Origin of the sequence: Actinosynnema sp. NPDC059335 (genome assembly GCF_042752395.1) — a bacterium.
GTDB lineage: Bacteria > Actinomycetota > Actinomycetes > Mycobacteriales > Pseudonocardiaceae > Actinosynnema.
In genome coordinates this window covers 37,512-53,033 of sequence record NZ_JBHYXZ010000050.1, presented here as the reverse complement: position 1 = coordinate 53,033, position 15,522 = coordinate 37,512, and the positions used below count along the sequence as shown (strand labels likewise).

Below are 15,522 nucleotides of genomic sequence, written 5' to 3'. Positions count from 1 at the left end.
CCCCCCCCCCGGCGCGCCCCCCCCCGCGGGGGGCGCGCGCGGCACGGGGCGGCGCCCGCCGGCGCCCGCGCCCCTCTGAGATGAGTAGACCTCCCCGGCCCCGGCCGCCGCGCCCCTGGCGCCGCCCCCCACGGCCGCGCGGGCGAGCACGGTGAGCGTCTGGAGCCGCTGGTGGTCCGGGGCCTCGGCGAAGTGCCGCCGGAACAGGCTCGCGTGGCGGACCACCTGCCGGGCGGCGTGGAACTCCCCGAGGCGGTCCGGTTCCAGGCGGCCCCAGTACTGGCCGTCGGGCGGCGGGTACAGGTCGCGCAGCCAGCCGGCGACGTCCCGGGCCACCCACTGCGGCTCGTGGGGCAGCACCCGGGTGATGGTCCGGTGCGCCTCGTCCTCGTCCAGCGCGGGGCACAGCACGGCCGTGGCCACCGCCTGTTCGAGCAGCCCCGCGTCCAGCTCCCCGGCGCGCCGCCCTTCGGCGGTGTCCACCCAGTAGCCGCGCTCGTGCTCCTCCAGCAGTTCGGCCTCCAGCGGCCGCCGGTCCTCGCCACGCGCCTGGCGCAGCAAGGCGACCAGGGCCGCCATCTGGACCGTCAACGCCGTCTCCGCGCCCGACCGGGAGCGGGTCACCGGGAGGGTGTCCGCGAGGCCGAGCCAGTCGACGTCCGGCCGGCCGAGGCCGTCCGCCAGGCGGCGGGCGAACCCCCGGGCCGCGGCCCGGAACACGCGCTCCCGGTCCTCGGGGCCGGCGCCGAGCGCGTGCAGCTTGACCTCGGGCAGCGTGCCGGTCGCCTTGGTCGTCCACGAGCCGAGCGAGCGGGCGAGCAGCAGCAGCCGCACCGGGTGGGTGGCGCGCCTGGTCTGCCGCCACAGCGTCCTGACCAGCTCGGGCCGTGACTCGGCGTAGTCCACGACCAGCAGCAGCGGGTGCCGGACCGCCCGGACCACGCCCACGTCACCCGGCTCGCCGTGCACCGACCCGGTCACCCAGCCGCGCTCGCGCAGCCGTGCCGCGAGCTGCCGGGCCACCCTGGTCTTGCCCTGGCCGCCCGGTCCGGTGAGGACGCGCGCGGAGGGCGGGCCGTCCGCCAGGCACCACCGTTCCAGGTCGTCCAGCACCTCTTCGCGGCCGAGGAACGGCACCACCTCGGCGTCCGCCCGCAGCAGCATCGCGGGCGAGTGCACCTCGGTGGGCGTCGCCGGTTCCAGCAGGTCGGCCAGCTCCACCGGTTCGAGCCGGGGGTCGACGCCTCCCGCCGCCCGGACCGCGGCGCGGAACCCGTCGTCGGCCAGCAGGTCCTCGGCGCGGGTGGCCGTCAGCCGGGTGCCGTGGCGCGGCCCGCGGTCCTCCTTCACCACGCCGAGCAGCAGGTCCGAGCCCTCCAGGAAGACGGCCGCGCCCGACATGCCCGACCACGGCGTGCCGGTGTCCTCCTCGCGGCCGAACGGGCTGTGCGGGTCGAGGATCTCCAGGACGGGGTGGGGGCGCGGTCGGACCGTGCCCAGCAGCTCCTCGGGGGCGCGGCCGTCGTCCTGCCGCTGCTGGCGGGGGAAGCCCATGGCGGCGACCGGGACGGAACTCCCGGCCGTCACGCACCGGCCCCACCGCTGGACGCGGCGGCTGAGGTGCCCCCGCAGCGTCGCGGGCGGCGACCAGGCGGGGTCGGTGATCTCGACCAGGGCCGCGTCCAGCGCCCGGCCGCCGTCCCACCGCACGGCCGCCGCGAACCGCGCGGGCGACGCCGGCCGGGAGACGGCGACCGCCGTGTCCGGCCCGAGCACGTGCGAGGCGGTCAGGACGAGCCGGGGCGCGACGAGGTACCCGCTGCCGAACCGCGCGCCGTGCACCTTGACGACCTGGTCGTGCTCCATCGGGGCGGGTTACTCGCGGTCGTCGCCCACGGCCACGTCCCCGCCGTCGCGGTGCTGCGGGTTGAGCCGCAGCGTCAGCCGCTGGGTGGACCGCGTGGTGCGTTCCCGCCGGGCGTCCGCCTCCACGACACCGAACTTCAGCGCCCCGCCGCCGTTCTTCGCCCGGACCAGCTCGATCTCGAACTCGGCGGTGATCTCGCCCAGCACGAACCGCAGCGGCGAGTCCTTGCCGCGCCGCTGGGCCTGGGAGAGCTGGTCCCGCAACACGTCGATGGCGTCCGCCAGGTCCAACCAGTCTTCGTCGTGCTCGCCAGACGCCATGCTCACCCTCCGTCACACTTCATTGCCGCTGCGCATGGTAGCCGCGCGCACGCCGCACCGGGGCCGAAGTCGCGGAAGTGGGGTGAGTTGTCCTTTTCGGTCAGCAGGCCGCGCGGAGGATCGCGCCGCTGGTGCCGGCCAGGGACACCCGGTCGACCGTCGTGCCCCGCTCCGTGAGGTGGGAACCGCCCAGCGGCACGTCCACCGCCTTGGTGTCGGTGCGGTTGGCGTTGACCACGACCGTGCCGCAGGAGAACTCGCGGAGGAAGATGTTCGCGCCGACGGACTTGTAGGGACCGGTCGGGGCGCCGAGGTCCCAGTCGTACTCGGTCCGCCACGGCCGGGGGTCGCCGTAGCCGTCGGTCTGGTCGATGCTCGCGATCGCGGCCTTGTCGCCGGCGGCGAGCAGGTAGCTGGCCAGCGCGAACCGGTAGGGCCGGTCAGCGCCGTCGCTGTGGTGCGGCTGCACCCAGGTGATCTTGCCGCGCGCCTCGTTGGAGGTGATCTGGGCGACCTGCCTGCTCCAGCCCTCGGGGTATTCGGAGAGCAGGTCGTTGTCGTTGAAGGTGAGCCACCACTCGTCGAAGCCGCCGTCGAGGTGTTGGGTGTAGGCGTCCCACGCGCCGGCGTGCAGTCGCGCGTTGGACAGGTTCGCGACCGTCTTCAACCCGGCCGCGACGAAATCGTCCCGGGTGTTGGCCAGCATCGACTTGTAGGCGTCCTGCAACGCCGCGTCGGTCGGGTACTTCGCCGGGCACACGCCCTGGTGGTAGGCATCGCACGGGAACAGGGCGTTGTCCATGAACACGCCGTCGAATCCCGCCTTGGTGCTGCTCTGGACCACGTTGGCCGCCCACGCGTCCTGGTAGGCGGTGTTGCCGACGTCCATCTGCCAGTGCCCGGAATAGCCGCCGTACTCGAACCGGCGGCCGTTCGGGTCGAGCAGGAACCACTCCGGGTGGTCCTTCTGCGCCTGGCAATACCCGACACCGGTCGGCAACTGCGCGTCGTCCACCCCGTTACGGCACGCGTACGACCGCGTGGAGGAGAGGTCTTTGTAGACGAACACCTGGACGGCCGGGTTCGCCGCCTTCAACTTCGGGATCAACCCGCCTTCCCACGCGTTCAGCACGATGTACGCACGGCGGCGCGCCTCGGTGGCCAGCACCTCGTCGGACACCGGCGTGCTGTTCATGTGCAGCCAGAAGGACTGGACGGTGCCACCTCCCGGCGGGGCGGGCTGCTCGACGGCGTTGGCCGGCGTGACCAGCGCCGCCATCAGGGCGCAGGCGACGACGGGTAGCAGTATGCGGCCTCGGCCTCGGCGCGCAAGCCGACGTCGGGTGCGGTCGTGGCGATCGGGCAGGGACATGCCGGACTCCCGGTTTTGCGGCAGGCGTCATCCGCTGTCGGACACGACGAATGAATGGGCGCGACAGGAATGCGTGAGCCCACGCTCGTATCGTTGGCGCGAACCTCGCCTACCCGCTGGTAGGCGATAGCGCGACCGCAGTAAAACCGCTGCTCTCCGGCCAAGTCAAGTAACGCACGCCACATCACGCGTGAATCGGCCGTCTCTATTGGCGCGGCTGTTCCGTCAACTGTTCAACGATCACGGAAGTCCGGGGTGCTTCCGAGATCAATAGTTCGCGCTGTGGTGATTCCACTACAGAGTGTTGAAGTCACGCATGCCCGCCTGCTGAGCGCTCTGTCACCAAGGTTTGGTGGTGCGTCCAGACGCCCATCACGTCGTCGGGATCGAGGATCTGTTCTATTGATCCGGTGGCGCAGGACCGAGATCAACGTTGTCGGAGGCTGACGATGTCGATTACGGCCTGCGTTGTCGCCTGTGCAGGCTGAAGATCGAATCGTTGTATTCTCTCGTCAGGTCAGGTAGTTCTGGCTGCGGGCCAGTCGCCTCCTCCGGTCCATTCGCCGGTGATGAGCCAGATTTCGTAGTAGTAGAACCATTCGCTGGTCCAGGGCAGGATGGTGTCGGCGATGGGCATGTTGGATCGCCATTCGCCGCGCTGGTGCAGGCACAGCGTGTCGTCGTGGTTGACGTGTGGCAGTCGTGTGGCGCCGGGGTGTAGGGGCAGGGCCGGTGCGAGGATTTCGACCTTCGGTGCGCGGGGTGGTTGTTGTGTGATCTTGACGGTGTAGCGGCGTGAGATGGGCGTGGGTTGCAGGTCCACGATGCAGGTCAGTACACCTGCGCGGATGCGGCACCGGCAGTCGGCGACTGCCCGCCGCAGACCGAGGGCTTGTTGTGCCGGGGTGAGGACGGCCCTACCGCTGCGTCGGACCATGGAACTCGTGATCCCGAACGCGGGTCGTGCCGGTGGGCAGGGTGGTGAGGGCTCCGGCGTTGCGGGTCATGCCGAGCTTGCCCGCGTCGCGGAACTGCCTGGTCTCCAAGCCCATGCGTTGGGCCGACTTGCGGAGCAGACCGAGGTCGAAGGTGCCGCCGAGGCGGTCGACCAGGTGGTCGAGGCCCTTGCCGGCGGAGTTCCCGGCATCGTCCAGGGTTTCGGCGAGGGTGTCGAGCCAGGAAAGGAACTTTTTGTGGCGCTGGTTGGGCTCGTTCCACTTGTCGGCGAAGTTCTCCAGCTCGTGGGCGGGGTTGCGGACCCACAACTTGTCGCCTTCCTCGGTGATGTGCCGCGGCATGCCGGCGACGGCGTTCACGGTGGCGGTGAACAGGTCGGTCTCCCCGGCGTAGGCGTGGGCAGCCAAGGTGGTGATCAGGATCGCGGCGGGCGGTCGTCGAGGTCGTCGGCGAAGTGCAGCGCGCAGTGCCACTTGATCACCTGCACCAGGCGCTGGAGCGTGGTGCGCACCGTCCAGTTGGGGACCGCGGGGACACCGGCCTCCTCGGCCTTGGCCTCCAGGGCGCGGGTCATCTCGGCGGATTGGGTGCGGAACCACTCGGCGTAGCCCTTGGGGTTGCTGTGGTGCCAGGGCCGTAGTTTCAGGTCGGTGAGCAGGATGCTGGTCGGCGGGTGCTCCTCGTCGGTCACGCAGGGCACGACGTCGAGGTGGAAGCCGTCGTAGCCCAGCGTCCAGCAGCGCCGGCTCTCGTTGATCGACAAGATGGGGATGTCGTCGCTGTCGTCGTCGAGCTTGTGCTCCTCGTAGGACTCAAGCATGTCGCCGACTTCGTTCTTGAGCTTCTCCTGGGTGGTGCTGGTCTTCTTGACCGCCTTGTGGCAGACGACGTCGATGTCGTACTCGCCGTCGTCGTTGGGAGGGCGGGTGACGGTGCCGAGGGTGAACGAGCCCTGCGGGTAGACCGACCAGAGCTCGCCGCCGGTGTCCAGCAGCCACGCACCGACGTCCTCGTAGCGGGTGACGGTCTTGTCCAGCAGGTCGTCGGGGATGTCCAGGTGCTCGACGGTGCCGGTGAGCAGGGTGGAGATGATGTCCTCGGGGGAGTCCGTCATGGGCGTGGTGCTCCTTGAGTGGGGATCAGGCGTTGGTGTCGGTGGTGAACAGGTAGTCGTGGGAGCCGGGGGCGCGGTCGTAGATGTGCAGGGGCGGGTGTGCGGCGCGCAGCAGGTGACGACCGATGGCGATGGCCGCCGCGGGTGGCACTGCGGGGAAGATCGGGATGGCGGGGGCGTCGGGGTGGTCGACCTCGATGGTGGACAGCAGGGTGCGCCACGCGTGGGAGAAGCGGTCCAGGGTCGCCTGGGTGTCGATCAGTTCCGGAGTCGGCAGCGCCGAGCTGGGGCGCAGCTCGTAGACGGTGTGCGAGTCGAGCACGTCGGGCGGGAGGCGGTTGATGTCGACGCTTCCCGAGATCGAGAACATCACCGCCACCCGTGTGGGGTCGCTGCCGCCCCGACGCAGCTCCGCGGTGAAGTGCACCGGCGTGCCGACCTCGTCCCACCCCCACACCCTGGGGCCCTCACGGCGCTTGGGGTAAATGTCGACCTGCAGCATCTTGTCCAGATAAGTGCCCAGCAGCACCAGGACCGGGATACGGGCCAGGGCGAAGACCGAGACGTGGTTGACCACCTCCTTGCGCACCTGCGTGAGCAGGTGCGCCAAGCGGTCCTCCAGGTGGCTGCGGGCGGCCGCCCAGTACGTCGGGCTGTTGGTCTGCTCGCCGGGGAGTGCCCGCAGGTCGATCTCGAACTCGTCGGCGCCGCGCAGGACCCAGTCGGGGAATCGGCTGCGGGCCAGCAGCGCGGTGGTCACGCTGGCGGTGTTGAGCTCGACCGGCCTGCCGTGGATGTTGCCGACCACCCGCAGCACCGTGGTGCGGTTGTCGTGGTTCAGCCCGGTCGGTCGGCGGATGCGCTCCTCGTGCCGACGCTTCATCGCCCGCAGCGTGTCGACGTCGAACAGCTCCCACAGGCCCTTGTGGTCGATGACCCGGTGCTGGTCGTGGCACAGCAGCATCAGGTTCTCCGCCGAGTTGCGCTGCCCGACAGGAAGTTCATGGTCCCCACGCGGCGAACCGGCGGCGGTCGACCAGCCGACGATGTGCGCCAACTGCCCGATCGACACCTCCTGCCCGGTGACCGGATCGGCCAACAGGTACCGGTTGCAGATGGTGCACCGTCCACCGGCGGCCACCCACACCTGCCGCGCCACGGTCTCGGACACGGCCCGAGTCTCGCCTCCCGGCCCCACCGCCCTGGTGGCGGACACGGTGCCACCGGTCATGTGCATCACCCTCCGATCGACCCCACTCGGGGACTTCACGGAAGTGTGCAACAGGGGACCGACAAATCCGGGACGCCAGGAGCCGTACCCACTGAAACCGAGCGTTCCTCGACGAAACCGTCCATGGTGAACCGGGCCCGAGAGGCGCAATCGCCGTCGAGGGTGTTCGCCATTCTGCAGGGGTGTCGAGCTGCCTGGGTGACTGTAACGGTCAATCTGGCTGGGTTCGGTGCAACATCCAATCGTGTGCCGCTCACCTTAGCGCTTCAGGGACAATGCCGTTTAGTTAGGCGGTGTTGCCGTAGATGTGCAGGTGGGGTGGGGTATTATGGCAGGTGCCGGTGTGGTGGGGCGTTTGAGGATTTTCGCGCCGACGTGTTTGCGTTTGACCATGGACTCTAAACGAGTGGTGTAACTCCTGATCAAGGATGCGCACCTGATGACCGAGATGATGCGCGGCCCACACTCTGCGACGGGCCGACCGCCCTTCGGTGGGAATCCACGACCCGTACGGGTGTGCGTGGTCGCCGGCCTTGCGGCCACCCCGGCGTGCCGGCTGGCTGGACGGCATGACCAGACGCGTTCTGCCCGTCCTGCTGACCGTGGTGGCGTTGCTGTGCACGCCCGCGACCGCCGGAGCCGGCCCGCATCCGCCCTACACCCCGCTCAACCCGTCCGCGATCGAACTGTCCCAGTGGGGCCGCTTCACCGGCCAGGTGACGTTCACCAACCTGCCTTGGGTCTACGCCTGGAGCTTCAAGATCAGCGAGTCGTGGGCGGTGGGCATCGTCGGGCCGGTCACCGAGTTCACCACCCTGGACTGCGACGGCAAACGCATCGCCGCGAACGACCACGTCGAGTATCCGGACTACCTCTTCCACGGCTCCTCGGCCGTGAACTCCTCGTGCGGCGAGTACTACCTGTTCGGCCGGTTGGACTTCGTGCGGCTCAACCAGAAGGGCTGGATCGAATACTGGGACCGCTTCACCGTCGCGTTGGCCCGCGACGGCAGCACCACGCTGATCAGCCTGGGCAGCGGCATCAGGCATGGCGTCGAGGGCACGACGCGGTCCGCCGCCGCGCGGGCACGCTCGGTGCCGGTGCGGCGCACTACGCTGCCGGCGTGACCGACCACCCCGATCACGACGATCCGAAGCCTCCCGCTCCGTTCATCGTCCGCGCGTCCACCGCGATCCGCGAACCCGAGCTGGCGGCACGCGCCGTCACGGCGATCGTCCCGGCGTTGACCGACCTGGTCGTCGGGGCGCAGCCGCCCGTTCCGGGGCATCCGCCGGTGACGGTCACCGTCGACGACGCCGGCGACCACGGCGGCGTCATGGTCCGGGTGGACCACGCCGGGTTCGGCGTGTTCACCCCGACCGACGTGACCGCCGCGGTGGCCGACGGTCTCCAGCAGGAGGTCGTGCGGCAGTTCGCCGTCACCACCCCGGTCTGCCCCGGACACCGCCATCCGGCCCGCGTCGCGGTGGTCGACGGAGCGACCGGATGGCAGTGTCCGGTCGACCCGGAACACTGGTCCTGTCCGCTCGGTGGATACCCCGGTGACGCCGCAGGACGATCAGCGGTGTGACGGGCTGCCGTTCCGCCCGCTCCAGGAGAACTCGTAGTCGGCGAAGGGGTGTCCGGCGGCGTCGTGCCATTCCCGGGGGCCGCGGGCCGGCGGGGGGTACAGCGCGTTCCGTCCGTCGGCGTCGGCCGGTCGCAGGGTGGATTGAGCCCGAAACTCCTCCAGCGGGTACTCGGCACCGTAATCGCTGACGATCGTCATGCCGGGCCGCTCCAGGAAGGACCGCCAGGTGGCGGTGCTGGTCAGACCCATCGCACGCCCGGTCGATCGCCGTGGCCCCGGCGTCGGAACCAACCGGCCGGAGGTTCGGTGTCCGCCCGCTTGCCGTCTTCGGGGCACGCCCCTCCGGGCGTCGCCGTTGATCCGGCCGATCGAGGCGACCGCCATGGTCTTGGGGGTACCTGACCGTGTAGCTGCGTCCGCACAGGGGTGGTCGTGACAGCATTCCCCCATGTCCGACGAGCGGCTCGAAGCCGGGCGCGCCGACACCACTCCGGCCGGTGCGACCGGGCCGGCGAGCCGCCGTCCCCGGGGTTTCCCGAGGCTGCACCCGCTGGACTGGGTCGCGCTCGGCCTGCTGGCCGTGGGGGTGCTCTGCGTCCTTTCCGGCGCGCTGCCGGTGGGGCAGGCGGAGGCGACGGTCGCGCGACTCGTGCCGCTGCTGCTGTTCCTCGGCTCGGTGGTCGTCCTCGCCGAGCTGACCGCCAGGGCCGAGGTGTTCGACGTTGTGGCCACCCGCCTGTCGATCCTGGCGCGCGGCCGCTACCCGGTGCTGTTCCTGTTGTGCGTGGCCCTGGCCGCGGTGACCACGATGGGGCTCAACCTCGACACCACGGCGGTGCTGCTCACCCCGGTGCTGCTGGCGTTGGGGGTCACCCTGCGCATCGCGCCGCTCCCGCTGGCGATGACCACCGTGTGGCTGGCCAACACGGCGAGCCTGCTGCTGCCCGTCTCCAACCTCACCAACCTGCTGGCCGCCGACCGCGTGGCGCTGACGCCGTCAGAGTTCGCGGCCCGGATGTGGGCGCCGCAACTGGCGGCGATCGCGGCGACCGGCGTGTTGTTGTGGGCCTTCTACTGGCGGCGCGGCCGACGCGGAGGTGACGCCTCCTACCGGCCGCCCGCGCGGTACGAGCCCGCAGACCGCGTGCTGTTCCGGGTGGCGGCGATGGCGTGCCTGGTCTTCGTGGCCGGGATCGTCGCGGGGGTGCCGATCGGCCTGACCTCGGCCGTGTCGGCGGGTCTGCTGGTGGTGGCCTACGCGGTGCGGCTGCGCTCGGCGTTGCGGTTCGGACTGGTCCCGTGGCGCCTGCTGGTGTTCGTCATCGGGCTGTTCCTGGTCGTGGAGACGATCAACCGGCACGGGCTGGCCGGGATCGTGGGCGCGTTGATCGGCGTCGAGGACGACGCGCTGGGCGCGGTCCGGGCGGCCGGCACCGGGGCCGCGTTGTCGAACCTGGTGAACAACCTGCCCGCGTACGTGGCGGGGGAGTCGGTCGTCCCGGCCGGCAACCACACCCAGTTGCTCGCGCTCCTCATCGGCACGAACGTCGGTCCGATCGTCACACCGTGGGCGTCGCTGGCGACCCTGCTGTGGTACGAGCGGTGCGTGGCCTTCGGCGTCAAGGTGCCGGTGGCCCGGTTCGTGTGGACGAGCGCGGTACTGGCGGTCGTCGCGCTGACCGCCTCGACGGGAGCGCTGCTGCTGGTCGCCTGACGGGCCGCTCATCCTCGTCCGGGCGACCCCGGTCACCTGCGGCTCGGCAATCGCCGTCCGTGCCCCGAACCGCGAGTGGCAGGGTCGCCAAGCGTCCGTTCTCCCGGAAATGCCGTCGGGTTCGCCCCGGCATTATGGGCGAGTGGGAGCCCTCGCGCAGATCGGCATCCTGAGCGCCATTCGATTCTTCGGCGAATGATTCTTCTTCCTGATCGCTGCGACCATTCGTGGGTCACACGATCGCGTGAGCCACGACTGGGCACTGTCAGGTGTGGTCGCGGTGGAGCAGAATGGATTCGCACTGCTCACGCGCCGCACTCCCCCCTGCACGCCGACGCCACTTGCGTCACGGGCGCTACGGCGGCGACGTGCCAACGGCCGCCGCGCCCGCACGATCACGTGGAAGCGCAGTTCTCGTGATGTCGATGATTGTCGGCCCTGGAACGGTGAGGACGTCGGGTCATGTGGGAGCCACGCGAGATCGGGCGGCCGTCGCCTCGGCGGGCGGGTGAGGCGTACGACACGTGGCGGCGGAAGCTCGCCGCCGCGCCGGTCGGGACCCAGCGGGAACTCGTCCTCGAACTGATCGGCGACCACGTCCGGGCGGCCACCGGCCGGCCGGGTCCGCACCGCGTGGACCGCCAGGCACCCTGGCGTCGGCTCGGCGTCTACCGGCACATCGCCGACCGACTGCGGGAGGACCTGTCCGCGGCCGTGGGGCTGCGACTGCCGACCACGCTGTTGTTCGACCGTCCGACGCCGGACGCTCTCGCGGCCCACCTGCGCGCGGAGCTGTTGGGGCTCACCGAGGACACGGCCGACACCGCGCCGACCCACGCCCCGGGCGGGGACGACGATCCGGTCGCGATCGTCGGCATGGCGTGCCGCCTGCCCGGCGGCGCCGACTCCCCCGAGGCGCTGTGGGAGCTGGTGCGCGAGGGCCGCGACGCGGTGGCGGGCTTCCCGACCAACCGGGGCTGGCAGCTCGACCGCCTCTACGACCCGGACCCGGAGCGGCCCGGCACCGTCTGCACCCGCCACGGCGGCTTCCTCGCGGACGTCGACCGGTTCGACGCCGCCTTCTTCGGCATCGGCCCCCGGGAGGCGAAGGCCCTCGATCCGCAGCAGCGGCTCATGCTGGAGCTGTCGTGGGAGGTGCTGGAGCACGCGGGCATCGACCCCGGGACGCTGCGCGGCAGCACGCGGACGGGCGTGTACTCGGGCGTGTCCCTCCAGGACTACGGACCGCCGTGGCACCAGGCGCCCGCCGAGGTCCAAGGGCATCTCCTGACCGGCAACGCGCTGGGTGTGCTCGCCGGCCGCGTCTCCTACACCTTCGGGCTGGAAGGGCCGGCGCTGAGCGTGGAGACCCAGTGCTCGGCGTCGCTGGTGGCCCTCCACCTCGCCTGCCGGGCGGTACGGGCAGGCGAGTGCGATCTGGTCCTGGCGGGCGGCGTCACGGTCATGTCCACCCCCGGCATGCTGCTGGAGTTCAGCCGCAAGCAGGGCCTTGCACCGGACGGGCGGTGCAAGGCGTTCTCCGCCGACGCGGACGGAACCGGCTGGGCGGACGGCGCGGGCGTGCTGCTGCTGGAGCGGCTGTCGGACGCGCGCCGCCACGGTCGCCGGGTCCTCGCCCTGGTGCGCGGCAGCGCCGTCAACCAGGACGGGGCGAGCAACGGCCTGACCGCTCCGAACGGCCTGTCGCAGCAACGCCTGATCCGCCAAGCCCTCGCCAACGCCCGCCTGACCGCCGCCGAGGTGGACGTGGTGGAGGCGCACGGGACGGGGACGAGGTTGGGCGATCCGGTGGAGGCCGCCGCCGTCATCGCCACCTACGGGCAGGGCCGTCCCGCCGGTCGCCCCGTGTACCTGGGATCGCTCAAGTCCAACCTCGGCCACGCCCAGGCCGCGGCCGGGGTCGCCGGGGTCGTCAAGATGGTGCAGGCGATGCGGCACGGCGTGCTGCCCCGGACCCTGCACGTGCACGAGCCCTCGCCGCACGTGGACTGGTCGGCGGGCGAGGTCGCGCTGCTGACCGGGAACCTGCCGTGGGACCGGTCGGGTGGTCGTCCGCGCCGAGCGGGCGTGTCGGCGTTCGGCGTCAGCGGCACGAACGCCCACGTGATCCTGGAGGAGGCGCCCGACGACCCGGCCTCCGCGGCGGACGCGGTGTCGTCGGCCCCGGTGCCCGTCGTCCTGTCGGGCCGGGCGGAGGCGGCGCTGCGGGCGCAGGCGAGGCGGCTGGACGACTACCTGGCGCGGCACCCGGACGCCGACCCGCTGGACGTGGGCCACACCCTCGCCGGCCGCGCCCGCTTCGAGGACCGCGCGGTGGCCCTGGTGTCCTCCGGACCCGACGGGCGCGCGGAGCTGGCCCGCGCGTTGCAGGCCCTGGCCGGTGGTCACGCCGCGCGTGGCGTGATCCGCGGCTCCGCCCGTCCGCCCACGGGCGGCACGACGGCGGTGTTGTTCACGGGACAGGGCAGCCAGCGCCCGGAGATGGGCCGCCGGCTCTACGACGCCTACCCGGTGTTCGCCCGGGCGCTGGACGAGGTCTGCCGGGGTTTCGCGCCGCACCTGGACCGTCCGCTGCTGCCGGTCCTGTTCGCGCCGGCGGGCTCCCGGGACGCGGCGGTCCTGGACCAGACCCGGTACACCCAGTGCGCGTTGTTCGCCTTCGAGACCGCTCTGTTCCGCCTGGTGCGGTCGTGGGGACTGACCCCGGGCGTCGTCCTGGGCCACTCGATCGGCGAACTGACCGCCGCGCACGTCAGCGGTGTGTGGGACCTGGAGGACGCGTGCACGCTGGTGGCCGCGCGCGGACGGCTCATGGGGGCGTGCCGGCGGGACGGGGCGATGATCTCGTTGTGCGCGGGGGAGGCGGAGGTCCGCGAATCCCTGTCCGGGCTCGACGGCCGGGTGGGGATCGCCGCCGTCAACGGCCCGACCGCGACGGTGATCGCCGGGGACGCGGACGCGGCCGAGCGGGTCGCCGCCACGTGGGCGCGGCGGGGGCGCGGCACGAAGCGGCTGGCGGTCTCCCACGCGTTCCACTCCTGCCACATGGACGGCGTGCTGGAGGAGTTCCGCGCGGTCGTCGGACGGGCCGCGTTCGCCGAGCCGTCGATCCCGATCGTCTCCAACGTCACCGGCGAGCTCCACAAACCCGAGACGCTCACCTCGCCCGACTACTGGGTGCGGCACGTCCGCGAGCCGGTCCGCTTCGCGGACGGGGTGCGCCGCCTGCCCGAGCGGGGCGTGACGGCGTTGCTCGAACTCGGGCCCGACGCCACGCTCACGGCGCTCGCGTCGGCCTGCCTGCCCGAGGCGGACGGGCCGGTGCGGGTCGCCGCCTGTCGCCGGGGGAGTCCCGAACCGGAGACGCTGCTGGGCGCGGTGGCCGAACTCGACGTGCGGGGCGTTCGGGTCGACTGGCGGGCCGTCCTCGACGGGCGCGGCGGCCGGCACCTCGACCTGCCCACCTACCCCTTCCAACGCACCCGCTTCTGGCTCGACGAGACCGCGACCGGCTCCGACTCGCACTCCGACTCGCACCGCTCCGCCGAATCCGCGAGGACCGAATCCGTCGCGCCGCGACCGGGTGACGCCTGTCCGGACGACCTGCGCTACCGGGTCGAGTGGGAGCCGGTGGCGAACGACGTCACCGCCACGGCCTTGGCGATCCACCGGCCCAGGACACCGCTCCTCTCGGGTGCCTGGTTCCTGCTGACCACGGCGCACGGGTGCGACGACGCGCTCGTCTCGCGCGTGGCCGTGGTCGTGGAACGCCTCGGCGGCAAGGTGGTCCACCTGACGTTGAGCGGCGCGGACGCGGACCGCGCCGATCTCGCCGAACTGCTGTCGGAACAGGTGCGCGCCAGTGGGGACGCGGTGGGTGGCGTGGTGTCGCTGCTGGCCCTCGACGGCACGCGGCACCGCGACCACCCCGCGCTCACCGGCGGGCTCGCGCTGACGGTCGCGCTCGCCCAGGCGCTGCGCGACCTCGGGCTGGAGGCGCCGACGTGGTTGGTCACCCGGGGTGCGGTCTCGACCGGCCGGCACGACCCGGTCACCGCCCCCGACCAGGCGATGGTGTGGGGGCTGGGCCGGGCACTGGCCCTGGAACGCCCGCGCGGCGGGGGCGGGCTGGTCGACCTGCCCGCCAAAGTCGACGACTCCGCGCTGGGCGGGATCGGCTCCGCGCTGGTCGGCCCCGGCGGCGAGGACCAGTTCGCCGTCCGCGGCCGAGGGCTGTTGGTCCCGCGCCTGGTCGAGGCCGGACCCGCCGCCCCCGCGCCGCCGTGGCGGCCGGGCGGGACCGTCCTGGTCACCGGCGGTACGGGAGCCCTCGGAGCCCGCGTCGCGCGGCGGCTCGCCCGCGACGGAGCGCGCCGCATCGTGCTGGTCAGCCGGCGCGGCCCCGCGTCACCCGGCGCGGCCGAGCTGGTCGCCGAACTGGACGACCTCGGCGCCGAAGTGCGTCTCACGGCCTGTGACGTCGGCGATCCGGAACAGCTGGCCGCGCTCGTCGGCGAGTTGGCCGTGACCGGTCGACCGGTCACGACGGTCGTCCACGCGGCGGGTGTCGCCGGCCGCGTCGCTCCCCTGCACGAGTGGGACCTGGACGAGTTCGCCGAGGTCCTGGGCGGGAAGGTCGTGGGCGCCGCCGAACTGCACCGGCTGCTCGACGGGCAGGACGAGGCGCGCCGCGCCGACGGGTCGGGCGAGACCGACGCGGCGCGCGGCCCTCGGTTGGAGGGGTTCGTGGTGTTCTCGTCCGTCGCGGCGACCTGGGGCGGCGGCGGCCAGGCCGCCTACGGCGCGGCCAACGCCTACCTCGACGCGCTCGTTTCCCGCCGCCGCGCCCACGGGCTGGCGGCCACGTCGATCGCGTTCGGGCCGTGCGCCGACGCCGGGATCGGCGCCCGGCCGGGCTTCGGCGACTACCTGCGCGAGCGTGGTCTTCGGCCCCTGGGCCCGGAGGTGGCCGTCGCCGCGCTGGCCGACGCGGTCGCGGCGGACGAGGACGCCGTCACCGTCGCCGACGTCGACTGGGAGCGCTTCCTCCCCGCCTTCACCGCCGCCCGCCCGACCCACCTGTTCGACCGGCTGCGGACCCGGGTCGCCGCCGCCTCCGCCGATGCCGACGCGCCGCACCCACCGGCGGACTTCGCGGCGCTGCCGGAAGTCGAGCGCGTACGCGCCCTGGTCCACCTCGTCCGGGCCGAGGCGGCGGCGGGGGGGGGGCGGGCGCGCGCGCCCCGCCCCGGGGCCCCCCCCCCCCCCCCCCCCCCGGCCCGCGGCGTCGGGCCGCGGGCGCGGGGGGGGGGCGGGGGCCCCCCCGCCCCCGCGC

General features: G+C 72.5%; 12 protein-coding genes. 4 read left to right on the top strand and 8 right to left on the bottom strand.

Annotated elements, in window-relative coordinates; all coding sequences use genetic code 11:
- From ACFXGA_RS17950 to ACFXGA_RS17920, 7 genes are all read right to left on the bottom strand, one after another.
- A partial coding sequence (locus ACFXGA_RS17950) for a trypsin-like peptidase domain-containing protein (RefSeq protein WP_378089161.1) occupies positions 1 to 1,866 on the bottom strand: 1,866 nt, incomplete at its 3' end.
- A gap of 9 nt (positions 1,867 to 1,875) precedes the next feature.
- On the bottom strand, positions 1,876 to 2,187 hold the full coding sequence (locus tag ACFXGA_RS17945) for a trypco2 family protein (protein ID WP_378089159.1): 312 nt from the start codon (positions 2,185 to 2,187) through the stop codon (positions 1,876 to 1,878).
- Positions 2,188 to 2,287: 100 nt separating this feature from the next.
- Complete coding sequence (locus tag ACFXGA_RS17940; protein ID WP_378089157.1) at positions 2,288 to 3,466, bottom strand: putative glycoside hydrolase family 15 protein; 1,179 nt, start codon at positions 3,464 to 3,466, stop codon at positions 2,288 to 2,290.
- A 610-nt stretch (positions 3,467 to 4,076) separates the two neighbouring features.
- Positions 4,077 to 4,382 carry a hypothetical protein gene (locus ACFXGA_RS17935; RefSeq protein WP_378089155.1) on the bottom strand — a complete coding sequence of 102 codons (306 nt, stop codon included), beginning with the start codon at positions 4,380 to 4,382 and terminating at the stop codon, positions 4,077 to 4,079.
- A 94-nt stretch (positions 4,383 to 4,476) separates the two neighbouring features.
- Complete coding sequence (locus ACFXGA_RS17930; RefSeq protein WP_378089153.1) at positions 4,477 to 4,923, bottom strand: hypothetical protein; 447 nt, start codon at positions 4,921 to 4,923, stop codon at positions 4,477 to 4,479.
- An 8-nt stretch (positions 4,924 to 4,931) separates the two neighbouring features.
- On the bottom strand, positions 4,932 to 5,630 hold the full coding sequence (locus ACFXGA_RS17925; protein ID WP_378089150.1) for a nucleotidyltransferase: 699 nt from the start codon (positions 5,628 to 5,630) through the stop codon (positions 4,932 to 4,934).
- Between the two features lie 25 nt (positions 5,631 to 5,655).
- Positions 5,656 to 6,801, bottom strand: a complete 1,146-nt coding sequence (locus ACFXGA_RS17920) for an SAVED domain-containing protein (protein ID WP_378089148.1) — start codon at positions 6,799 to 6,801, stop codon at positions 5,656 to 5,658.
- 629 nt (positions 6,802 to 7,430) lie between these two features.
- On the opposite strand from ACFXGA_RS17920, the gene ACFXGA_RS17915 reads away from it, so the two are divergent.
- Both ACFXGA_RS17915 and ACFXGA_RS17910 read left to right on the top strand, forming a co-directional pair.
- Complete coding sequence (locus ACFXGA_RS17915) at positions 7,431 to 7,988, top strand: hypothetical protein (protein WP_378089146.1); 558 nt, start codon at positions 7,431 to 7,433, stop codon at positions 7,986 to 7,988.
- Positions 7,985 to 8,452: a hypothetical protein gene (locus tag ACFXGA_RS17910; RefSeq protein WP_378089145.1), complete on the top strand. Its 468-nt coding sequence runs from the start codon at positions 7,985 to 7,987 to the stop codon at positions 8,450 to 8,452. The genes ACFXGA_RS17915 and ACFXGA_RS17910 overlap by 4 nt, the downstream gene beginning before the upstream one ends.
- Here ACFXGA_RS17910 and ACFXGA_RS17905 read toward each other — a convergent pair.
- Positions 8,441 to 8,701 carry a hypothetical protein gene (locus ACFXGA_RS17905; protein WP_378089143.1) on the bottom strand — a complete coding sequence of 87 codons (261 nt, stop codon included), beginning with the start codon at positions 8,699 to 8,701 and terminating at the stop codon, positions 8,441 to 8,443. The genes ACFXGA_RS17910 and ACFXGA_RS17905 overlap by 12 nt on opposite strands.
- A gap of 199 nt (positions 8,702 to 8,900) precedes the next feature.
- On the opposite strand from ACFXGA_RS17905, the gene ACFXGA_RS17900 reads away from it, so the two are divergent.
- Both ACFXGA_RS17900 and ACFXGA_RS17895 read left to right on the top strand, forming a co-directional pair.
- Positions 8,901 to 10,166 (top strand): SLC13 family permease, encoded by a 1,266-nt coding sequence (locus ACFXGA_RS17900; protein WP_378089141.1) that lies wholly within the window; start codon positions 8,901 to 8,903, stop codon positions 10,164 to 10,166.
- A gap of 462 nt (positions 10,167 to 10,628) precedes the next feature.
- Positions 10,629 to 15,522: SDR family NAD(P)-dependent oxidoreductase (locus ACFXGA_RS17895; protein WP_378089139.1), on the top strand; the 4,894-nt coding region annotated here is incomplete at its 3' end.